This window comes from Lujinxingia sediminis (genome assembly GCF_004005565.1).
Lineage (GTDB): Bacteria > Myxococcota_A > Bradymonadia > Bradymonadales > Bradymonadaceae > Lujinxingia > Lujinxingia sediminis.
The window spans coordinates 104,359-126,018 of sequence record NZ_SADD01000011.1; the positions used below are offsets into that span (position 1 = coordinate 104,359).

At 65.0% G+C, this 21,660-nt stretch carries 18 protein-coding genes; 8 read left to right on the plus strand and 10 right to left on the minus strand.

What is annotated here, in order from left to right:
* Nucleotides 1–5: 5 nt before the first annotated feature.
* The 5 genes from fmt to EA187_RS15580 form a co-directional block, all read right to left on the minus strand.
* A complete protein-coding gene (gene fmt, locus EA187_RS15560; RefSeq protein ID WP_127780852.1) occupies nt 6–1,004 on the minus strand; it encodes a methionyl-tRNA formyltransferase in 999 nt (332 codons plus the stop codon).
* A gap of 18 nt (nt 1,005–1,022) precedes the next feature.
* Entirely contained in the window at nt 1,023–1,589 is a 567-nt protein-coding gene (gene def / locus EA187_RS15565; RefSeq protein ID WP_115603681.1) for a peptide deformylase, read from the minus strand.
* A gap of 106 nt (nt 1,590–1,695) precedes the next feature.
* Complete coding sequence (locus EA187_RS15570; RefSeq protein WP_127780853.1) at nt 1,696–2,571, minus strand: J domain-containing protein; 876 nt, start codon at nt 2,569–2,571, stop codon at nt 1,696–1,698.
* Nucleotides 2,568–3,335: a nucleotidyltransferase domain-containing protein gene (locus EA187_RS15575; RefSeq protein ID WP_127780854.1), complete on the minus strand. Its 768-nt coding sequence runs from the start codon at nt 3,333–3,335 to the stop codon at nt 2,568–2,570. Before EA187_RS15575 ends, EA187_RS15570 begins: the two co-directional genes overlap by 4 nt.
* Nucleotides 3,335–4,087: a hypothetical protein gene (locus EA187_RS15580; RefSeq protein WP_115603684.1), complete on the minus strand. Its 753-nt coding sequence runs from the start codon at nt 4,085–4,087 to the stop codon at nt 3,335–3,337. Before EA187_RS15580 ends, EA187_RS15575 begins: the two co-directional genes overlap by 1 nt.
* Nucleotides 4,088–4,246: 159 nt before the next feature.
* Here EA187_RS15580 and EA187_RS15585 point away from each other — a divergent pair, with 159 nt between their 5' ends.
* The 3 genes from EA187_RS15585 to EA187_RS15595 all read left to right on the plus strand — a co-directional run bounded on the left by EA187_RS15585 (nt 4,247) and on the right by EA187_RS15595 (nt 8,134).
* Nucleotides 4,247–5,857, plus strand: a complete 1,611-nt coding sequence (locus EA187_RS15585; protein WP_127780855.1) for a serine/threonine protein kinase — start codon at nt 4,247–4,249, stop codon at nt 5,855–5,857.
* Nucleotides 5,854–6,675, plus strand: coding sequence for a tetratricopeptide repeat protein (locus EA187_RS15590; protein WP_127780856.1), 822 nt, complete (start codon nt 5,854–5,856; stop codon nt 6,673–6,675). Before EA187_RS15585 ends, EA187_RS15590 begins: the two co-directional genes overlap by 4 nt.
* A 403-nt stretch (nt 6,676–7,078) precedes the next feature.
* Complete coding sequence (locus EA187_RS15595) at nt 7,079–8,134, plus strand: penicillin-insensitive murein endopeptidase (RefSeq protein ID WP_164856321.1); 1,056 nt, start codon at nt 7,079–7,081, stop codon at nt 8,132–8,134.
* A 26-nt stretch (nt 8,135–8,160) separates the two neighbouring features.
* On the opposite strand, the gene EA187_RS15600 is transcribed toward EA187_RS15595, so the two are convergent.
* From EA187_RS15600 to EA187_RS15620, 5 genes are all read right to left on the minus strand, one after another.
* Nucleotides 8,161–8,901 carry a DUF3015 family protein gene (locus EA187_RS15600; protein WP_127780858.1) on the minus strand — a complete coding sequence of 247 codons (741 nt, stop codon included), beginning with the start codon at nt 8,899–8,901 and terminating at the stop codon, nt 8,161–8,163.
* 169 nt (nt 8,902–9,070) lie between these two features.
* Complete coding sequence (locus tag EA187_RS15605; RefSeq protein ID WP_164856322.1) at nt 9,071–9,985, minus strand: cation diffusion facilitator family transporter; 915 nt, start codon at nt 9,983–9,985, stop codon at nt 9,071–9,073.
* 34 nt (nt 9,986–10,019) lie between these two features.
* Nucleotides 10,020–12,812, minus strand: a complete 2,793-nt coding sequence (locus tag EA187_RS15610; protein WP_127780860.1) for a lipoprotein N-acyltransferase Lnb domain-containing protein — start codon at nt 12,810–12,812, stop codon at nt 10,020–10,022.
* Between the two features lies 1 nt (nt 12,813).
* The gene (locus EA187_RS15615; RefSeq protein WP_127780861.1) at nt 12,814–15,054 is read right to left on the minus strand and encodes a 3-dehydroquinate synthase family protein; all 2,241 of its coding nucleotides are present in this window, start codon (nt 15,052–15,054) and stop codon (nt 12,814–12,816) included.
* 26 nt (nt 15,055–15,080) lie between these two features.
* A complete protein-coding gene (locus tag EA187_RS15620; RefSeq protein WP_127780862.1) occupies nt 15,081–16,670 on the minus strand; it encodes a phospholipase D-like domain-containing protein in 1,590 nt (529 codons plus the stop codon).
* 262 nt (nt 16,671–16,932) lie between these two features.
* On the opposite strand from EA187_RS15620, the gene EA187_RS15625 reads away from it, so the two are divergent.
* From EA187_RS15625 to pyrH, 5 genes are all read left to right on the plus strand, one after another.
* A complete protein-coding gene (locus EA187_RS15625; protein ID WP_127780863.1) occupies nt 16,933–17,397 on the plus strand; it encodes a hypothetical protein in 465 nt (154 codons plus the stop codon).
* A 6-nt stretch (nt 17,398–17,403) separates the two neighbouring features.
* Nucleotides 17,404–18,753 carry a hypothetical protein gene (locus EA187_RS15630; RefSeq protein ID WP_127780864.1) on the plus strand — a complete coding sequence of 450 codons (1,350 nt, stop codon included), beginning with the start codon at nt 17,404–17,406 and terminating at the stop codon, nt 18,751–18,753.
* Between the two features lie 201 nt (nt 18,754–18,954).
* Complete coding sequence (gene rpsB / locus EA187_RS15635) at nt 18,955–19,791, plus strand: 30S ribosomal protein S2 (protein WP_115603695.1); 837 nt, start codon at nt 18,955–18,957, stop codon at nt 19,789–19,791.
* Nucleotides 19,792–19,894: 103 nt separating this feature from the next.
* A complete protein-coding gene (gene tsf, locus EA187_RS15640; protein WP_127780865.1) occupies nt 19,895–20,803 on the plus strand; it encodes a translation elongation factor Ts in 909 nt (302 codons plus the stop codon).
* Nucleotides 20,804–20,905: 102 nt separating this feature from the next.
* Nucleotides 20,906–21,628: a UMP kinase gene (gene pyrH / locus EA187_RS15645; protein WP_115603697.1), complete on the plus strand. Its 723-nt coding sequence runs from the start codon at nt 20,906–20,908 to the stop codon at nt 21,626–21,628.
* Nucleotides 21,629–21,660 lie beyond the last annotated feature (32 nt).

A 21,660-nucleotide genomic window follows, 5' to 3' on the forward strand; every position in this document is an offset into this window, starting at 1 on the left:
TCGGTTCAGTCGGAGCGCTCGTCGGGGAGCAGAAAGTGGTGATCGGTGTGCAGCGTATAGCCGTTGAGGAAGTCGCTCACGGGCAGCGCGCGCTTGCCGGGGGCCTGCAGCTGGAGGCACTCGATGTAGCCCTGGCCGCAGGCGATGTGCAGCCCCTGATCATCGGCGCGAATGACCTCACCCGGGTTGGCGCCGGTATCCGCGCCGTTGGTTGCCGCGCTGTGCGCCCGCGCCAGATGTATTTTGATGCGTTGCGGACCTTCGGCGGTGTGCAAAAAAGCATACGCCCCGGGCCAGGGGTTCATCCCGCGAATCAGGTCGGCGACCTCGCGGGCGCTCTTTCGAAAGTCGATCTCCCCGTCACTCTTCTTGAGCATCGGCGCGTAGGACGACTGTGCGTCGTCCTGGACGATCGGGTTGAGGCTGTCGAGATGAATCAGGCGCATCACATCCACGATCAGCTCGGCACCCATCTCGGAGAGGCGATCATGAAGATCCTGAGTGGTATCAAGCTCTTCGATGGGCGTCTTGCGCTTAAGGAGCATCGGGCCTGTGTCCAGGCCGCGCTCCATCTGCATGATCGTCACGCCGGACTCGGCCTCCCCGCGCACAATCGCCCAGTTGATGGGCGCCGCGCCGCGGTAGGCGGGCAGCAGGGAGGCGTGGATGTTGATGCAGCCGTAACGCGGCAGCAGCAGCACATCGTTGCGCAGAATCTGTCCGTAGGCCGCGACCACGATCACATCCGGATTCCAGGCGCGAAGATGTTCCAGGACCTCCGGACCGCGTAACTTCTCGGGCTGGTAGACCTCGATACCGGCGGCCTGAGCTGCGACTTTGACCGGCGGCGGGGTGAGCTTTTTGCCCCGACCGCTGGGGCGATCGGGGTTGGTCACCACGCCGACGACCTCGTCGGGGCTCTCAATGAGTTTGGTGAGCGCGGGCACCGCAAAGTCAGGCGTGCCCATGTACACGATGCGAAGCGGCGTGCGAGAGGCGGTCATCTGCAACCTTTAGAAAGTTCAGGAAGAGGGGGTGTCGTTGGCCTTCTCGGCCTCTTTGCGGCGCTCTTCTTCGAGCGCTTCCAGGTGTTTTTTATACCGCTTGAGCGCCATCTTGCGCTTGAGGTGGCTGAAGTGGTCGAGCATGAGCACCCCGTCGAGGTGATCGATCTCATGCTGCAGGCAGACCGCCAGGAGTTCATCGGCCTCAAGCTCAAAGGGGGAGCCGTCGCGGTCGAGCGCCTGCACCACAACTTTCTGGGCGCGGGTCACCTTGTCGTAGACCCCGGGGATGGAGAGGCAGCCTTCTTCCCAGACAATCTTACCCTCGCGGTGCACGATCTCGGGGTTGACCAGTGTAATGAGCTCGCTGTCGGCACCTTCCTCGCGTGAGGAGACGTCGATGACGGTGATGCGACGGGTGTCATTGACCTGGGGAGCGGCCAGCCCGATGCCGGGGGCGGCGTACATGGTCTCGACCATGCTGTCGATGAGCTCGCGCACCTCGTCATCGACGGTGTCAACCGGGGTGCAGCGGGTCTTAAGGACGTCATCGGGGTAGAGGACGATGTCGAGCAGGGAGGCCATGGTTCAACTCATCAAAAGTCTGGGAACGTGAACGCTGCTGCGTGTCTAGCCGAGGGGGTAACGGCTGGCAAGGGGGGAACCTTCCGCGTGGTGCACAGGCGTGCGCTTAAGAACGCAGCGTATGGCGAAGGTAGGGCTCGCGCAGGGTCGGATCGCCGAGTACGGCCCAGGCGTCTTCGAGTGCGTCGCGGATTTCCATCAGCGCGTCTTCAAAGGCGTGCGCGATCTGAAAGTCGATATGCCGCGGATCGAAGCGGGCGTAGAGGCGGTGAAAAGCCTCGCGGATGGGCTGAGTATCGGCGCCGCGACGAACTTCCAGAATGGCATAGTAGTCTTCGTGGCGCACCGCCCGGAGCTTGCGGCGGATCACCTCGGCGTCGACGCTGGCCTCGGGGTGGGCGTAGTCCCGCTGGGGGAAGATCTGGTCGCGGTCGACCCGGCGAGTCGCGCCGGTGTCGAGGGCCTCCAGGGTCAGTCCCCCGGCACGGAACACCCGGGAGGGCTCGGATGGGGGAGCCCCGGTGGGCGCTGGCGTGGCGGGTTGCTCGGGCGGCTCCAGATGCGTCTGAGCCTCAGAGGGAGCGGGGGAGGTCGGGGGGGGCTCCGAGCGCAGTGAGACATCGAGCGCGGAGCCGATGCGGGTGATCAGGGTCTCCGCACCGGTCTCCGGCGGGAGCCAGGCCACCAGGTCAAGGGTGTCGCAGGTGGCCTGCACGCGCTCCGGATCCGGGAGCGGGCAAACGAGGATCAGCGGTACAAGCTGCCCCAGCGGGCGGCTGCGAATGGCGCCCGCCAGAATCTCCACGCGCTCGCCGCCCTGGTCATCGGCGATGATGATCAGATCGGCCGGCGAGGCCTCAAAGCGGCGGATGCCGGCCGAGGGGAGGCGCTCGTGGTCGATCTCCAGATCCTGGAGCTCAAGCCGGTGGAGGCGGTCGGCCCACTGGGAGCCGGGGCGTCCGATGATCAGCAGGCGAATCATGAGGTGGCCAGTCTCCAGGCGACGAGCGTCTCGTGCAGAAGATCATAGTCGTGAGGCCGCTCCGGGAGCGCCCCCGGGAGATCGAGGAGTGCGTCGAGGCGACGGGCTTCGTCTTTGAGCGCGCGCGCCTGAGCGGGGCGAAGCGGGCCGTCGCTCCAGCCTTCCACGATAGGGGCGATGGGGGAGGGGGCGCAACTCAGGAGCTGGGCTCCCAGATCGGTGCCCATCACCGCGTCACGATGAAGGAGGCTCGCTGTGTAAAGGCGGCGAAGTCCGCTGAGCGCGGCCATGCGCTCGCCAGCGTCGATGGCGTCCAGGGTTGAAGGCAGGACACCGCGGTAGGCGCGAATCACCCCGGAGGTGATGGCGGCCTGGGCCAACTCCACAGGGGCGAGCTCGTTAAAAGGGGCGTGAAGCTGGAGCGGGGCGGGACTGGCCAGAAGTTCCAGCGCCAGCACGCTCTGGTGGAGGGCCATGCGCAGGAGCTTCTCCAGATCAAAGATCACACGCATGCAGTCGCTGCCGTCGGGAGCCTCTCCGGGGAGTTGATCTTCGTAGGCGTCCTCAAAGGCGCGCAGCCCCAGGAGCGTGGAGGCCGGCAGGATCGTGATACCGGCCAGACGCCAGGGCGTCTCGATGCCCTCGGCCCCCGGGCCCTCCACCCAGGCCAGAAGCGCCGGCTTCGGGATCGGGTCGGCGGACCGCCGCAGCGCGTCGGAGGGCTGCGGCGGCGGGCTCAGTGGCGAGAGGGTGGAGAGCTTCATCAGCGTTTGGCGACGACGTGGCCCTCGCCATCAAGCGAGAAGCCTTTGGGGAGCGCGGCGCTCACCGCGTCGCGCTGCTCCGGCGCAATCGTCCACTCGGGACGCTCGGCAAAGGCCTCAGCGAGCTTCTGCAGGATGCGCAGCGAGTCCTCTGCGCCAAAGCGGGCTGCCAGCGCGGGGCGAGCGATGTCATCTTCGTTTTGTGCGAGCAGCGCGTCGATGGCCAGGAAGCGGATCGTCTCGTAGTCATCTTCGACAAAACGGGCGGTCTGCTCGGCCAGGCGGCGATCGCTGAACTCGGCGGCGCGCAGCATCAACTCCTGCTTCTTCTCGGGGTTGCGCACGTAGTCGATGTGCATGTCTTCGAGAAGTTCGACGACCACGTTGATCATATCGTCCAGGCTCAGGAGGTCGGTGAGGACCTTGAGCGGCCAGTTGATCTTCTCTTCGACGCGCTTGAGGTAGGTGGTGATCGTGCCGGCCACATCAACCTCACCGCGACGCCCCAGGTCGACGAGGACCTCGTAGACGAACTCTTTTTCGTCGGCATCGGTGGTGTGGTTGGGCGCGGTCTGCTCAAAGCGCGAAAGGAGCGCTAAGACGGCGTCTTCGTTGCCGATCTCGCGGAGCTGCTCCACGGCGTAGCTGCGCTCGCCGGGCTGCACATACATGTGCGAGACGGTCTTTTTGAGCTTGGTGATTTTGCGCTCTTGCGCTTTTTCTTTGTCGAAGAGGAAGTCGAGAAATCCCATGAAGCCTCCGAGGGGATGGAGCCAACCTAACCATAAGGAGGGAGCAGCTACCACAGCGCGCCACAACGGGACAAGGGGCGCGCTTGCCCGCGCGTTCTTGCGAGGGTAGGGTGGGCGCGAGCAGGGAGCCGGAGAAGACGACGAGCGAGCGCGCCGAGTATGGGGCCAGAAGAGCAGCTGTTTGCGGCCGGAGATGTGATCGCGGGCCGCTACCGCATTGAAGAAGAACTGGGCCGGGGGGCGTATGGCGTGGTGTTTCGCGCGATTCAGCTGGGCATCGGTCGCGCGGTCGCGCTTAAAACCCTTTTGCCCGGCGTGGGCGAGGAGGCCGAGGAGCGTCAGCGCTTTGAGCGCGAGGCGCTGCTGATCAGCCGGCTCAATCACCCCAATATCATCACCCTCTTTGATTACGGGGAGCATGAGGGGGTGAGATTTATGGTGATGGAGTATGTGGAGGGGAAGAGCCTGGGCGATCTTATCGCTGAGCGCGGACATCTGAGCGCGGTGGCGGCGCGCCGCATTGTCGATCAGATGCTCGGTGCGCTGCATCTCGCGCACGCCCAGGGGGTGGTTCACCGCGATTTAAAGCCGGAGAACATTCGCATCCTGGCCGGAGAGACGATGGAGGGCGAGGGGGTGGAGGTGGTAAAGATCCTCGACTTTGGTATCGCCAAAATCGTGCAGCCGCAGGCCGAAGTCCCCTCAATGCTCGACCGGCTCACGGAGTCAGGTAAGGCGATGGGCACGCCGCAGTACATGAGCCCGGAGAATATCACCGGCGATCCGGTCACGCATAAGGCGGACCTCTACGCGGTGGGGCTCATTCTCTATGAGATGCTCGTCGGGGAGGCGGCCTTTAAGGGAAAGACCCCGCGGGAGGTGATGGTCTCGCATGTGCGTGATGATGCGCCGGTGCTGCCCGACGTGGAGGAGCTTCGGCCTTTTGCGCGGGCACTTTCTGCCTCGCTGATCAAGCAGCCCGACGATCGGGTGGCCTCGGCCCGGGCGATGCGGGTGATGTTAGAGCAGGACGGAGCCGGGCGGACCGCCGGCGCTCCGCTGGCTGCCGCAGCGGGGGCGGAGGCAGCCAACGGCTCGACGATTCGGGCGCTGGCGGCGGTGGTCCTGGGCGTGGCGGTGGTGGTGGTGTTGATGGCGCTCGTGGTGCTGGGGCGTGCGCCGGGGGACGATGGTGCGGAGGCTCCTGACGTGGCGTTGCCTCCTGCGCACGAGGTCGTCCGGGCGGAGGTGCCTGCCAACGTCGGGCGCCAGGGGTTTGAGGCCGCCGTTGTGGAGCCGACATCGAAGGCCTCCGTGCGCGATCATAATAAGGTCGAACTCGCCTCGGAGTCCGACGCCGAAGAAGCTGAGGACGAGGGCGCAGGCCAGCGCGCTGAGAGGGGGGACGAGCCGCTGGAGGAGGATCATGCTCCCGACGAGCGTCGGAGCGAGGCTCCAGCGGAGACGGCCAGCGCTGCGGACGCGTATCACGCCTCGACTCGCCCGCGGCGAGTGCGCTCGCAGCCTATTCGCCAGGAGGCCACGCGCCGCGTGCGCCTCGCGTCGAGGCCTCCCGGGGCGCGCGTCTCGGCCAACGGGCAGCCGCTGGGGACGACGCCCCTGAGTTGGGAGGCGCCGCTCAAGAGCGCGGTGCGCTTGAACTTCTCGCTGATCGGGTATCACGATCAGGCGTTCGAGCTGAGCCCCGAGAGTGATGAGAATGAGGTGGAAGTCACGCTGCGCCGAGCGCGCCTGGAGTTGATGCCATGAACAGGTGCTTCCCGATACGCGCGCACCGCCTGGCGGCCGCCGCGGTGGCCGCCGGCCTGCTGATGGGGGCGCTGCCGGCGGCGGCGCAGCAGGGCGGAGGCGATCCGCACGATGCAGCGCAGAACGCCGAGGTGCATTACCAGATCGCGATGCGCCTCTTTAATGAGGGGCGCTATCGTGAGTCGGTCGAGGAGTTTGATCAGGCGCTGGCGCTGCTCGACGATCCGATCTTCTGGTGCAACCGCGCCGTGCCGCTCGTCAAACTCGCCGAGATGGCTCAGGCCGGTGAGAGCCTGGCGCGTTGCCGCGACGGTTTTGACCCGCAGAGCGACGATTATGCCCAGGTCGACGCGCAGCTTCGCGGCCTGACTCTGGTGGCGCGTGGGGTGGAGCCGCGTGCACGCAGCGTCGCGCAGATGGCCGGGCCGCGTCCGCTGGAGATGGCACCGGTGGCGTTGCCGGAGGCGCAGGAAGGCTCCGGGCGTCGGGTCGCGGGCTGGGCGCTGGCCGGTGCCGGGGTGGGACTGCTGGCGTCGGCCTGGGTGCTCGATCTTCGGAGCGCGACCGTGGTCCATGCGTTGGCGGAGGCCAGCGCGCAGGGGGCCAGCCGCGAGCGCTACGATGCGTTGCGCAGCGAGGTTGCGTTGCGCCAGCGCGTCTTCTGGTCACTGGCCGGAGCCGGCGCCGCAGCCACCCTTGTGGGCGGTGGGCTGCTGACCTGGGATCTTCTCGAAGAGGCCCCGCAGCCGGCAACGCTGAGTCTGAACCCGCAGCTGCAGCCGGGGCTGGTGGGGGTGGGGATTCGCTTGTCGCGCTGAGCGCGGTGAGCAACTTCCAGGACATACCAGACGATAAGGGGGGAGGCTCTTGCTACCGGCGACCGTTCACGGTGCTTCAGGCGGTCGTGCATGGGATGCGCCGCTTCATGCGTCGGGCCGGTCTCGTGTCTGATGGCCGCTTTCGACGTTGAAATGAACCGTCGGTCATCATGTTGACCCTCAAGGTTGAGAACTGTAAACTCGCGCGCCGGAAATGGAATTTCGGACCAGTGATGAATGCCCGGCCTTGATGTCAGGATGACGCGCCATGGAAGTCGCCGCCGCGATGCGAGGGATTACCGCCGTGCTTTTTGGGTCAACCGACTGGCGGAGGTCGCGATTGTGGCAAGGGTGAGTGCGCGCATCCGGTCGCAGGCCCGGGGCAATGCCATGGGATGATTCTATGATCTCGAACGTGACCGGGACGACACTCAAGTCGTGGGTGGAAGGCAGGGCGCTGTTGGCGATGATGATGGGGGTCGGAGTGATGCTGCTGGCGGCTCCGGCGATGGCGCAGAGTCAGGCGTCTGTATCGGCCATGCTTCGCGGTGCCATGCTGGGCATCGGGCCCTCGCCGGTGGCCAGAATGATCAACCCGCAACACGAGGAATGGTTGCAGGATGAGGAGATTCAGGCCTGGCTCTGGCCCACCCCGGTGGAACGCGCCTGGCCGACGGATGAAGAAGGCCGGCCGGTGGTGGAAACGCGCCGTCGCGACGTCTTTTTTCATGAGGTGGGGCCGCGTGACACCCTCTCGCGCCTTCGCTCGATGTACCGGGTGACCACGGCGATGCTGGAGGAGATGAACCCCGAACTCGACCTGCGTGACCTGCAGGAGGGGCAGCAGGTCAAAGTCTGGGAATTGGACGACGCAAGTTGGGCGCGGAGCGTGGGGCGCGCCAACAGCGGGCGATTGATTCGCGGGGAGCCGATGCCGCCGGCCGAAAGCTACATCTTGCTTTATCCGCACCGGGCCTTTGGGACCTATTACGCCGTCAGTGAGACGGTGCGCGTGCTCGACGCCTACTACCAGACCTTCAACGATGCGCCGCCTTTGATTGTGGGCGATATGAGCTTTCGTACCGGACGGGCGATAAGCCCCCACCGCTCCCATCGTAGCGGCCGCGACGTGGACGTGACCCTGCCCCGGCTGGTGGAACCTCCGAACTACAACCGCTTTCATTACATTCGCCGCGATCATCTCGATACTCAGCGCACGCTCTGGATGGTGCTCAAGCTGCTTGAGGGCGGAATGGTCGAGCACATCTTTTTAGACTGGTATCACCAGCGCACGCTCTATCGGCTGGCCCGTGACCAGGGCGCGCCGGAGGCGTGGTTGCGAGAGGTCTTTCAGTATCCGCGCCGCGGGGGCTCGGGCATTGTGCGCCACGAGCCCGGGCACCGAAAGCACCTGCACGTGCGCTACCGCTGTCAGGAAACGGATCGCTGGTGCGGTTGATGTAGCCGTGAGCAAGTGTGGGGCAATTAGCCCGCGTAGGCGTTGGTGATCAGGGCTGTCGCAAGCTCCTGATCCTGGCTCAACGCTTCGGCGAGTGCGCGGAGAAATGCGCGGGTCTCCTCGGCATCGATCGTGCGGGGCTCTTCGAGGTGGGGCACCAGCGTGTGTCGGGCCTGACGGGTCGTCTCGGCGAAGTTGGCGTAGTGTGTGGTCGGGACGCCACAGAGGTGGGCCAGGTCTTCGAGAGCGTCGCCGGCTCCCCGCGTGATGTGGTGGCGCAACGCGTGTCCATTGGAGCGAAGGTAGAGCTCCGCGCTGAGCTCGTTAACCGCAAAGATCGTCAGCAGCACGGAGCCCACCGTCGATGCGGTGGCCGTTCCGACAAGGGCTGTGCCGACAATGGCACCGGCCACATGATTGGTTTCATCATCAGGGGGCGGGTTCTGCTGCTCGGATGAAGCGGAGCTGTCGCTGTTGGAACTTCCCTCAGAGGCCTCTGTGGAGTCGGTGGATCCGCCGGAGGTGCCTTCGCTGGCGGCCGAGGAGTTGCCGCTGGCCGCCGAGGATTGACCGCTTCCGGCAGATGACCCCTCGGAGCCTGCTGAGCTGTTGCCGGATTCACTGGCGGCACCATTGGCGCTGCTGGCTGAGAGGGGGTGGGCACCGTTGCCCACGCCGCTTGATGTGGAGTGCGCCAGAGCTGGCGCTGCAGAGCACAGGAGCAGTGCCACGCTGAGAAAGCCCACCCGGGTGCGCGTCTTCGCCATGATCGCCTCACTGCATAAGAACGGGTTCAGCCTGTGAGAGTGCCAGAGCCCTGGCATCGGTGCAACGCTTGCGTCAGGCGTTAACCTGATGCAGGGGCAGGAATGGCGCGGCGATCCCGGGCTGGCTCCAGGCGCAATGAGGCTGCAACGCCGGCGTGGCGCCCGGTGCTCAGCACGCGACATCGGGTTCGGGAGCGTCGGCATGGCGGCATTCGACGGTGGCGTGGCCAATATCGAAATGCTCGTGCAGGGCCGCCCGCAGAGTGTCGCTTAGCGCCGTGGCCTCGGCCAGCGTGTCGACCCGGGTCTTGATCACGACGCTGATCACGGCCTGACCGTCATCGAGCTCCCAGGCGTGGACATCGTCGATCGCGAGGACCTCGGAGAAGGCCAGCAGCGTCTCTTTGAGCGTGGCGATGTCGAGCCCGGCCGGTGCGCGTTGCAGGAGGATGCGCACCGTGTCCCGGAGTAGCGGCCAGCTCCCGATCAGGATCAGGAGCGCGATGACCAGGCTTGCGATCGGGTCGGCCAGAGGCAGTCCGAAGAAGCCCACGGCGATGGCAGAGACGATCGCAGCCACCGAGCCGAGCGCATCGGAGAGCAGGTGCAACATGGCACCGCGGGTGTTCACGGACTGATCACGGCTTTTTGCCAGATACCAGGCACTTCCCAGGTTGACGCCCAGGCCCGCCACGCCAGTCCAGAAGACCGCCATCGCTTCCATCGCCGGGGGATCTTGGAGTCGATCCACGGCTTCCAGGCAGATGAAGATGACGATGGCGATGAGTCCGATGGCGTTGAGAAACCCGCCCAGTACCGGCGCGCGCTTCAGACCGAAGGTGTAGGCCCCGGCCGGCGGCTGGCTGGCGAGTTTGATGGCGAGCAGCGCGATGAGAAGTGCGCCCACGTCGGAGACCATGTGTCCGGCATCGGAGAGCAGCGCCAGGGAGTTGGTCCAGAACCCGACGACGGTCTCCAGAAGAAGGAAGGAGGCGTTTAGGACGATGGCCACCTTCAGCGCGCGCGCCGGAGTGGGGCGGTCGTGGTCGTGGTCCGACCCATGATGATGGTGGGTGAGGCTCATGGCGATCCTTGAGGTCGGCGCATGACGCCAGAGTTCAGAATGCGTCGCGCACAAGTTCGAGTCGAAGTCCGAACTCCAGGTCGGTGCGTTCGGAACCGGCGGCGAAGGCCCCGGAGACGTAATCCAGCTCGCTGTAGGGCTGGACAAGCAGCGCATGGTTGGCGAGGGCCAGCGTAAGTGTGACGCTCATTCGCGCGCTGAGATTACGCTCGGAGTGCAGATTGAGGATGTTGAAGAGCTCAGCGTGGCGAATACGCACATCGAGGGCGTTGGCGTAGTAGCCACCCAGGTGGACACGGCCCAGGAGGTAGGCCTGGCCGCCGGCCAGGCCCGCGGTTTCGGTGCGGCCGACGTTGAGGTCGAGCGCCGGGCCCAGCCCCAGCGCGAGCAGGGAGGTGCCGGAGTCGGATCGAAGAAGCGGCAAGACCAGCCCGAAGAAGCCGTGGGTGCGCAGCGGAAGTTCCCCGGCGATATGGCGAGCATCGAGTTCCAGCGCCCAGCCAAAGCGGTCGGTGAAGCCGCGTCGCGAGCCGGCCCGCGGGGTCGCGATGCTGATGTAACGAAAGAGGGTGACGTCGAGCTCCAGGCGCTGCATCGCCTCGGCGTTGAGCGGAGCGCTGGCACGCACTCCCAGCGCGGTAGCCTCCACTTCGGGACGATGGCCATGAAGTCGGCGCTCGCCAAGGCGATCGTCGAGCAACGCCCAGTCCAGGTGCAGTCTCAGGGCGCTCTGCGGGGGCAGGGCAAGGCCATCTGCGCTGAGCATCACCCCCCAGCGTCCGGCGTTGGAGGTGCGCAGGGAGCGTTCGCTGCGTTCAACCTGCGTGGTGGCATAGTGCGTTTCACGCGCGTTCAGAGCGGCGCGGGGGTCGTAAAGATCGCGAAGGACCAGCCAGTCGATAAGCTCACCCTGAGCCTGACTGGCGGCGCGATGGGCGTCGATTAAGAGGGCGTGCCAGTCCAGGGCGCGCTCCTCGGCCCGGGTGGGCTCCTCGCGCGGTGCGCGGCGCAGGTGCTCCTGGACCGCGTCGAGGAACTCGTTGCGCTGGCGCGCTCGCAATCTGGCGCGTTCATGGCGATAGAGCTCCCGACGTAGTGCCAGGATCTCCGCAGCGCTAAAGCGCAGAGGCTCAAGCTGGGCGCGCTCTTCAAACTCCATCAACGTCGCCTCCACCAGCTGCAACTCGGAGGTCTCCAGGGCGATAAAGGCGTCGTAAAGCCCGCTGGCTTCATCGGCCAGTTCGGGGGCCCGGGTGACCAGCTCTCGAAGCGGGCCGAGCAGGTCGTCGTAGCGGCCCGCACGAAGATCGGGAGGGCCACGGCGCAGCGCATCGATCACCTCCGCAAGCTCTGCGGGGGCGGCCGGATGCAGGACAAAGCGTTCGGTGAGTCGGTCGATGTGCTCGCTGGCCAGAATGGCACGCTCCTCAGCGCTGAGCACGTCGGCATCGGGTTTTCTTAAGAGCGGCTCACCGCTCTCGGTGGTGACACTGGCCAGGATGTCGAGGACCTCGGTGGGCATCGCAAAGACTTTGCGGGGCAAAGGCTCCTCGCGGTCGAGGGCCGGGCCGATCAGGTCGATCAAAAAGGAGGCGCAGTTATGCGTTGTGAAAAAGTAGGGGTAGGCAAAGCGCCGCTCCACTTCCCAGATGCGCTCTAAGAGCTGGCGGGTCTGTTGCTCGGTGAGCGCAAGGGGGTAGCGGCGCAGCGTGCGTTGCTCCAGCTGCAGGTAGGTGCGGTCGATGCCCCGAAAGGTCGAGAGATCGAAGACCGCCAGAAAGCCGCCGGCCATACCTTCAAGCACAAAACGTAGAGGGTGAATGTCAGAGTCGGTCACCGCGCCGAACTGGTAGACGTATTCAAACCCCTGACTTCGGAAGAGCTCGGCGGAGCGGTGTCTCACGTGGATCAGGAGATGGCCGAAGAGCGACTCGGGGCGATCGGTGCGCTCGGCGGCAAAGAGCACATCCACGCCCATCAGGTTGTCGATGTCGGCCCAGCGTTCAAAAGCCGGGCAATCGTACGTGGGCGGATCATCGGCTCGCAGCGTCCCGCGGCGCCAGTCGGGATCGATGCGGTTGAAGACGTCGGTGATCACACGATTGCGCGTGAACTCCTGGCAGCTGAAGGTCAAATCCGGGGAGTACACCTGCGTGCCCAGCCGCGGCGTGATGTCGATGAGATCTTCTTCGCGAAAGAAGAAGGCCTCGGCGCTGGTCACAAAATCGAGGTGGGCGGAGCTCTGGCCCATCGGGCGCAGGTAGCCGTGAAGATCGCGGTTCCGGGGGCGTGCACCGGCGCCGTCCCAGCCGTTGATGGAGCGCCAGCGGTAGCTCTGGCTCAGATCATGGATCGTGTCGGCGCGGGCGATGAGCGCGTGGGCGATAGCGCGCTGGCGCCAGAGCTGCTGGCGGGCCGGGCGAGTCAGCGCGCGCTGGCGATCCAACGGGCCGTCGGTCTCCATCAGAATCATGTCGTAGATGTAAAAGGATCGACCGTCCTCGGAGAAGGTGGGGCAGGCCTCGGTGTAGCGGCCCATGCCAAAGAGGCAGGGTCGGGCGCGGCGCTCCAGCAGCAGTGGAGAGGATGCATCGGGGCGCAGCGCCTCGGGCATCTTCGATGCGGCCTGTGCCAGCGTATCGAGTTCGCCGGGGAGCCAGGGGCCGGGCTCTACAAAGATATGGGACGCACGCAGAGCCTCGACCGCCGGTGGCACATCCTCCTGCCAGGCGGAGGGCTCCCGCGGCGCCGGCGAACTCGCGCACGCCGCGTGCAAGAGCGCGGCCAGCGCAAGCAGTGCCAGAAGCGGGAGGGGGAAGCGCGACATCTCAATCCAGCGTTGGGAGCGACATATGGGCCTGGGTGATGATGCCCGCTCGACGCGCCTGACGCCACAGCCCCGGATAGGACTTGGTGACACAGCCCGCCCTACTCAGCGTCAGGGGAGTTTCATGTGCGAGGGCCAGCGCGCACATCGCCAGGCGATGATCGCCGTAGGTCTCAAAGCGGGCGTTCGGGGCGGGCTGATGGGCCAGCGCTTCGACTTCAAAGCCGTCGTCGGTCGGCACGATCGTCAGGCCGACCTCGGCCATCGAGCGGGCCAGCGCGTCGATGCGATTGCTCTCTTTGTGGCGAAGATGTGCCGCACCGCGGATGCGTACGCCCACCGGCTGGCGAGCGGCCAGGGCTGCCAGCACCGGAGCGAGGTCGGGCGCGTCGCTCAGGTCGACCTCAAGGACCTCTCCGGCGCGATGGTTTTTAAGCGTGCGCGCCAGCGATGCAAAGCGCGCGTCAGGATGATCTTCACCGGCGGGTTCCGGTGGCGAGAACCCCGGGAAGAGCGCATGGAGTGCGTGCCAGACGACCGCCGCGCTGGCGTCTCGCTCAAGCTCCAGTCGCACCGGCTCTCCCAGGGTGGGACCGGGGCTAAGGCGAAGCTCGGTGGGGCTGAGCGCGTCGATCTGCACGCCCACCTGCCGCAACGCCACCTCCGTAAGTTCAAAGTAGGTCTGGCTGGGCCAGGGCCCGGGGCCTGTGCGCTCCAGCACAAAGGTGTGACCTGCGGCCGCCAGGAGTGCCAGCGCCGAGCCATACTGCGACGAGGGCGCCGCCGCCACACGCAGGCGCTCCGGGTGGGTCTGCCACCCGCGCACCTCAAAGCCATCGTCGGTGGGCTGGATGCTCGCGCCGCCCTCCACCAGCGCGTCGATCAGCGGCTGATGCGGGCGTCGCACAAGCCCCGGCGCAAACCTGAGGCGGGTGCGCCCGGGACGCGCCGCCGCCGCCGCCAGCGCAAAGCGACCGCCGGTGGCACCCTCGCCCAGGTAGAGGTCGAGCTCAGCGTGGGGGTCTTGGCCCATCGCTTCGAGTGCGGCCGAGGTCAATCGTACGTCATCCGGCGGTGTCTCATCCCCGGTGTCAAAATTCACCGGAGCCTGGCGCAAGGCCTTGATCACCGCAAAACGCTGTGCCCGGGACTTATCCACCGGCAGGCGCGGGGTATGCCCGGTGGGTGCGCCGCGCCAGATCGTAAGATCGCGTGTGCGCCAGATCTCGTGGACCTCGATCAGCGCCTCCCACCAGCGTTCGGCCTCCCAGGCGGTGGTGAGCTCGGGGAGCCCCGGGCCGCGCAGTCCGATGGAGATGAGGCGGCCATCGCGGCGCTTCTTGTCGGCACCGACCTTTGCCACGAAACGCGCGCGGGTGGCGTCGTCGAACGAAAAGGGGAGGGGACGCAGCAAGGGGTCGAGGTGCGTGAGCAAACGGGTGGCCTGGGCGCGCTCCAGCCCCAGGTCGCGGTAGCTTAAGAGGGCGCAGGCCGCCATCCCCCAGGCCACGGCCGGGCCGTGCCCCAGCCCGCCAAACGCTTCGATGCCATGACCGGCGGTATGTCCCAGGTTCAAGAAGGTGCGGATGCCCCGCTCTTCGCGAGGATCTTCGCTGACAATGCGCAGTTTGAGCGCGATCGCCTGCTCGATCACCTCATCGAGCATCGGGCCCGCTTCGCTCACCGGGGCCGCCAGGAGCTTCTGGAGGGTTGCGGGGTCATCAACATGTGCAAGCGCCGGCGCCCCGTCGAGCCATAGCGCTTTGAGGGCCTCAACCATCCCGGCCTCCCGCTCATCGAGGGGAAGCGAGGCCAGGAGCTCCCGGCAGATCACCACGCGCGAGGCCATATAAAAACTACCCAGCTGGTTTTTACGCTCGCCCAGATTCAGCGCCGTTTTGCCTCCGTGGGCCGAGTCCACCATCGCCAGCAGCGTGGTGGGCACATGCCAGAGTTCCACGCCGCGCCAGAGCACGCTGGCCAGAAATCCCACCGCGTCTCCCAGCGAGCCGCCCCCCACACCCACCAGGACCATCGGACGTGTGGCGCGCCGCGCAAGCACGGCTTCGGCAAGCTCCCCCAGGCGCGAAAGCGACTTCAGGCCCTCGCCGGCCTCCACCACGATGGGCTCGGGAAGGTGCGCAAGCACCGCCGACGGGAGGTTGGCGTCAGCAAGGACCACGCAGTGATCGGGAAAGGAAAGATCGCGCAGCGTGGGCACGACATCGAGGCTGGGAAGCATCGTGAAAATACCTGGGTAGAGACGACTTAAAGCAGCGGGCTGAGGAGGCGTGCAAAACCCTCCATGAGGCGAGTGCGGTAGGGACGTGCGCGGTGCGCGTCGAGCTCAATCTCGGTGGAGCGGCTCTGGGTTTCAAGGAAAAGTCGGCACATCTGACGGTTGAGCGGGTGGCTCTCCAGCACGCAGTTGGCCTCGAAGTTGAGCCGAAAACTACGGATGTCCATGTTGGCGCTTCCCATAAAGATGTGGTCGCGGTCGTGGACGATGAGTTTGGCGTGCAAGACCCGGTCGCGGTACTCGAAGATGCGCACGCCCACCTCCAGGAGCCCCTCCCAGTAGGAGCGACCGGCGTGCTGGGTGATGGGCACATCGCTCTGCTGAGGCACGATGATACGCACGTCGACCCCGCGCATCGAGGCGGTTTGAAGCGCAGCCATGATCGCGCTGTCGGGCACAAAGTAGGGTGTGATCAGGTAGAGACGCTCGGTGGCCGAGGTGATCGCCAGAAAGAACATCTTGTGGATCGTATCGAGGGTGTCGTCGGGGCCGCTCGCCACGATGCGGGCGACGGTGGGGATGGCGCGGGGCAGGTCGCCGCGCTCCCTCATGCTCTCTTCAGCCCTGGCGGTCTGGCCCGTGAGAGCGCCCGTGTCGTCGGCCTCAATGGCCGCAGGGGAGTGGTCCGAAAGTCCGCTGAAATAGCGCTCTTCAGCGAGGTCTTCGCCGGTCGCAAAGTGCCAGTCTTCGGCAAACACCTCCTGGAGCTGGTAGACGATCGGGCCGCGTAACTCGACGGCCATATCGAACCACTCCAGGTAGTCATCGGCGATGTTGACCCCGCCGGTAAATCCGACCTCTCCATCGATGATGAGCAGCTTGCGGTGGTTGCGGAAGTTGACGCGCAGGCGGCGCTCCAGAAGACGGACCGGGAGAAAGGGGGCAGCGCTGGCACCGGCGTCGAGAAGCGGCTTTATAAAGCGTTTGCGGATGCTCGAGGAGCCGATGGCATCGTAGAGGATGCGCACCTCCACGCCGGCGCGGGCGCGCTCGGCGAGGAGATCGCGAAAACGCTGGCCGGTGGCATCCTCGCGCCAGATGAAGAACTCAAAGTGGATATGATGTTTCGCATCGCGGATCGCCGCCTCAAAGGCGTCGAACGCCACCGCCGAGGAGGGGAGTGGGCGGGCGAGGTTGTCGCGGATGGGCGGGAAGATCCCGTGTTCATCGTGAAGGACCAGGTTGCGGGCTGGCGAGATCGCCGAGAGCGAATTGAGCGGGCTGAGTGGGCTGTCAGCGGCGACCGCCGCGTCGGCGTCTGAGCCGCGAGCCAGATCATGAAAAGAGCGGGAGATGCGCGCCTGAGCGCGCGAGCGTCGCCGCTTACGACGCCGCATATGGTTGCGACCGATGATCCACCAGAGCGCCGCGCCGATAAAAGGCATCGCCAGCAGGGTCAAGATCCACGCCAGCGCCGCCATCGGGCGAGTGCCCCGCTGAAGCAGGACTGTGGGAATGAGCGCGATGCCCAGCACTCGCCCGCTCCAGGCCACCGTCGTCCACCAGGTCCAGTTCCACTCGAAGGTTGCGGGATCAAAGCCGGGAAAAAATTCGAACATCGCTCGCCGCCGCTGGCAAGGGGTTAAGGTTCGGCCGGGACTGAGCGCGGGCTGAGAGGCGCTTTTGGCACGGCTGACCACGTCGCGCAACCTGATGAGCGGTGCTTAAAAGAGTTCTCGGCCGCTGTGGTTGCCGCTTGAGCGGGTGTCGCGTTAAGTTCGTGTGGTCGGACACAGCAGTGGCGGCGCAATCGGCTCGGGCGAGCGTCCCGGGATACGACCGCCGGCGCAGGTCAAGTCGATTCACGATGGTGAGGTGTTTATGTCAAAGCCCGGATACCACGACCGAACCAACGCGCCCATTGAGTGTCCGCTCAAAAAGAGTGTGATCGCCTGGGCGCGCTGCAAGGAGTACCGCAGCGACTACACATGTCTGTGCAAAGAAGCCCGCGACCGCTTGCGAATCAAGGGGGAGGGGAAAGAGGCATTTGAAGAGAAGTTGCGTGAGATTCGTCGACCCATTCCCGATGAGCCCGAAGGCTGGTCGGTGGAGCGGCAGACGCGTTTTTACCTGATTCATGACGAGCATGGCGAGCTTGTGCATCGCGCCACCAATCAGGCCGAATGCGCCCACTTTCTGGAACTTGCCGCCCGCGCCCGCGCCCTCGAAGAAGAGAACGAGAGGTTGTGGGCGCTGCTCGAAGAAGAACTACTGGGCCAGGACAACCCCTGGAACCAGGTCGATGAGATGCTGACCGAAGACTCGGCGGCGTATGAAGAGGAGTAGAGCAGTATGAAGATGGCTGGATGGACGATGAAGGCGGGTGGCGCGGCGGTCGGGCTGGGCGCGATGCTGGCGGCTTCGCTTGCGCTGACCACCTCGACCGGGTGTGAGGCGCTCAGTGCGAGCTGTACCCAGGTGGAGGGAGAGTACGAGCAGGCGGTACGCGCCGAAGGTGCACCGGGCGAGCTCGACCCGCAGGGAGCCCCGCAGATCGCGATGGCCCTGCGCATGGATATGGTCAACGACCTGGCCAACCGCGTGCTGGCCACGGCGCTCACCGAGACGCTGAATTTTCAGGGCACGATTCCGGTCAGCGGGACCCAGGGGCTGGATTTTAGCGTGCAGCGCCCCAGCCTGGCTCTGGAGCTGGAGGCGTCGAGCGCCTGTGAGACCTGCGTGCGTATGAAAGGGGACTGGGGTGGTGATTTTGGTGTGACCATTCCGGTGATCGGCCGTCAGTCCAGCGCGCTCAACGGCAGCGTGGACTGGACGGTGCCCTTGAGTGTGGAGCGCGACGCCAATGGTGAAGTCGCCATCTACTTTGACTCTCCGGCGGCGGTGCGTCTGGGGGCGCCGCGCATCACCGGTAGCATCGCTGCGCTGCCTTCAAGCTGGGCACGCACGTTGGAGCCGGCGTTGATGAACCTCGTCCAAGAACGGCTGGCCGATCAGGTGCCGCGGGTGCGCATCGCCGGCTACGCCATGCCCGACTTCGGGGTGGCGGGCCTGGAGTTTACGCCCTCGCTCTTTAAGCTCGACAGCCGCTCCAACGCGCTGATTCTGGGCATCCGAACCAACCTTGATGCTCCCGGCTCCGACGCCGCCGCGCTGGGCTCTGCGCTTCAGCTGAGCGAGGGGCAGAACGTGGCGTTGGGTGTGCAGCCTGGTCTCATTGTCGAGGGCGTGCGTCTGGCGATGCGCGAAGGCAAGGTCGCACGTCGTTATACGCTCACCGGCAATGAGTCCGAGAACGGACCGACCTACGCGACGATCGATAACCTGCAGGTGGGAAGCGCCGCGGGCAGTGCTGTGCCGCTGGGGCTGAACTTCCGCCTCTTTAACCACGGCGCCGACTGGGGCTGCTTCTCGATGGACGGGCGAGCCGTTTCTGCGCTCAAGGTTGAGGAGGGACGCGTCTCTCTTGACCTTGAAAAGGTTGAGTTCTCGGGCTCGCGCATCGCCGATGCGGCGAACTGGGGGGCGGCGCAGTTTGTGACCCGCACCCAGGGGCTTCTGAGCGCGGCGCTCAACGACGATGTGGTCGTGGGTTCCGATCTGGGAGTGAGCCTTCGCAGCGATCAGGTGAGCGCGGGCGCCGGCATGCTCGTGCTTAAAGGGCAGGGCGCAACGACCGACTAATGCGTCGCTGCGATCCCGGGCAGGCTCGGGTTTAACCCGGGCTTGCCCCCCTCAAAACCCTGTGTTAAGGGGGGCGACAAATCCGCACGCCTTCGGACGAAGGCCCCAGGTGCTCCGGTGCGCGAGGTCGCGCTAACCGGGGTGGGAGCCGACGGATGATGAAGGCGGAAGACCAACAAATTCCTCATCAGGAGCAACACCATGAACCAAGTTACGATGCGAGATCTGCTGGAGGCTGGCGTTCACTTCGGTCACCAGACCAACCGTTGGAACCCCAAAATGCGCCCCTTCATCTTCGGTGAGCGCAACGGCATCCACATCATCGACCTGAGCCAGACGGTTCGCATGTTCGCTGACGCCTACGACTTCGTGGCCAAAGTGGCTGCCAAGGGTGAGACGATCATGTTCGTCGGCACCAAGAAGCAGGCGCAGGATGCCATCCGCGAGCAGGCCGAGCGCGCCGGTCAGTTCTACGTGATCAACCGCTGGCTCGGCGGCACGATGACCAACTTCCAGACGATCCGCAACAGCATCAACCGCCTCAAAGAGCTCGACAAGATGTCGCGCGACGGCTCCTACGCCAAATACACCAAGAAAGAAGTCTTGATGTTTGAGCGTGAGAAAGAGCGCCTTGAGAACAACGTTGGCGGTATCCGTGACATGAACGGCGTGCCCGGCGCCCTCTTCATCATCGATCCGAAGAAAGAAGAGAACGCCGTTAAGGAAGCCAAGAAGCTGGGTATCCCGGTTGTGGCCGTCTGCGATAGCAACTGCGACCCGCGCGAGATCGACTACCCGATCCCCGGCAACGATGACGCCATCCGCGCCATCCGCCTCTTCGCCAGCGCGATCGCGGAAGCATGCCTGGAAGGCTCCAAGTCCGCCAGCCAGCGTCGCGAGCAGAGCGCGCGTGAAGCGGCCAAAGAGTCGGCCGATTTCAACGCTCCGCAGAAAGGCAAGGCTGCCGAAGTTGAAGTTCAGCGCGTGAGCCGCCCCGAGAAGTCCGAAGGCGACAGCGGCGAAGCCAAAGCCGAGTAAGACCTCAGGTCACACGCATAACGCGCACTGAAGTTCGGGATTGTTTGGGCTAAGTGCGCGTTTTTTATACGAAGTTAGTACCTATACGAGCGAAGGAGCGAAGATGTCGATTTCTGCCCAGGAAGTCAAAAAGCTGCGCGAGATGAGCGGCGCCGGCATGATGGACTGCAAAAAAGCCCTCCAGGAGACCAACGGTGACCTGGACGAAGCCCTGCTTTACCTGCAGAAGAAGGGCTCTGCGGCTGCCGCCAAGAAGGCCTCGCGCACCGCGGCCGAAGGCCGGGTTCAGATCTGGACCAACGACGACTCCACCGAAGCGGTGATGGTCGAAGTCAACTGCGAGACCGACTTTGTGTCGCGCAACGAGAACTTCCACGCGTTTGTTGAGCGCATCGCCACGACCATTGGTGAGTCCGGTGTGGAGTCGGTCGAAGCCCTTCAGGACGTCACCATCGCCGGTGGCGAGAAGACCGTGGCTGACTACACCGGCGAGCAGATCGCCACGATTGGCGAGAACATCAAGGTTCGCCGTTTTGTGCGTTACAAGACCGACGCTGGCGTGGTCGGTCCCTACACCCACGCTGGCGACCAGCTCGGCGTGCTCGTGCAGCTGGATGCGGCTGAAGGTGCCGACAAAGAGGCCGTCCTCGATGTGGCACGCGACGTGGCCATGCATATCGCCGCGATGAAGCCGGGTTACCTCAACGACTCGGACATCCCGGCCGAAGACGAAGCGGCCCACAAAGAGATCCTGGCTGCCCGTGCTGCCGAGACTGGCAAGCCGGCCGAGATCGTCGAGCGCATGCTCAGCGGTCAGATCAAGAAGTGGCGTGCCGAGTCGGTGCTTGTCAGCCAGGCCTTCGTGAAGGACTCCGACACCACCGTGGGCGCGTTCGTGAAGAAGGCCGGTGCCTCGATCGCCGCGTTCGTGCGCTTTGAGGTGGGTGAGGGTATCACCAAAGAAGAGAAGAGTCTGAGCGAAGAAGTCGCCGAGCAGTTGCGCGGCTCCTGATGCGAAGAGGGCGCCCGCCGGGCGCCCTTTTTTTTGCCCGCAAAGCGCCCATAACTCGGGGGCTGTACCATCCGCGCAACCAGGCGCACGAGAGGAGCACGTATGTCCGCCAACTACAAAAGGGTTCTGATCAAACTCAGCGGGGAGGCCTTGCAGGGCGATCAGGGCTACGGGATTTCACCATCAACTCTGGAGACTTTTGCCGGCGAGATCGCCGAGCTCCAGCGCATGGGCGTGGAGGTGGCCATTGTCATCGGGGGAGGTAATATCTTCCGTGGCGTGGCCGGGAGTACCGCCGGGATGGACCGGACCTCGGCCGACTACATGGGGATGCTGGCCACGGTGATGAATGGCATCGCGCTCCAGGATGCCATTGAGCGTCTGGGCGTGGCCACGCGCCTGCAGACGGCTCTGGAGATCAAAGAGATCGCCGAGCCCTATATTCGTCGCCGCGCGACGCGCCACCTGGAGAAGGGGCGTGTTGTGATCTTCGGGGCCGGCACCGGTAACCCCTATTTCACCACGGACACTGCCGCGGCACTGCGCGCGATGGAGGTGCAGGCCGAGGTGATTCTTAAAGCTACCAACGTCGATGGTGTGTACGACTGTGACCCGCGCACAAACCCCAACGCGAAGCGCTTTGAGCGGTTGACTTACCTTGATGTCTTGTCGAAGAATCTGCGTGTGATGGACTCCACCGCGATCAGCCTGTGCATGGAGAACGACCTGCCGATCATCGTCTTTGATCTGAATCAGGCCGGGAACATCAAGCGGGTGATCGAGGGTGAAGACCTGGGTACGCTGATTTGCCCCAACCCTAAATAAACTCAGACCGAGGACGTGGGCTTGCCGTGAAG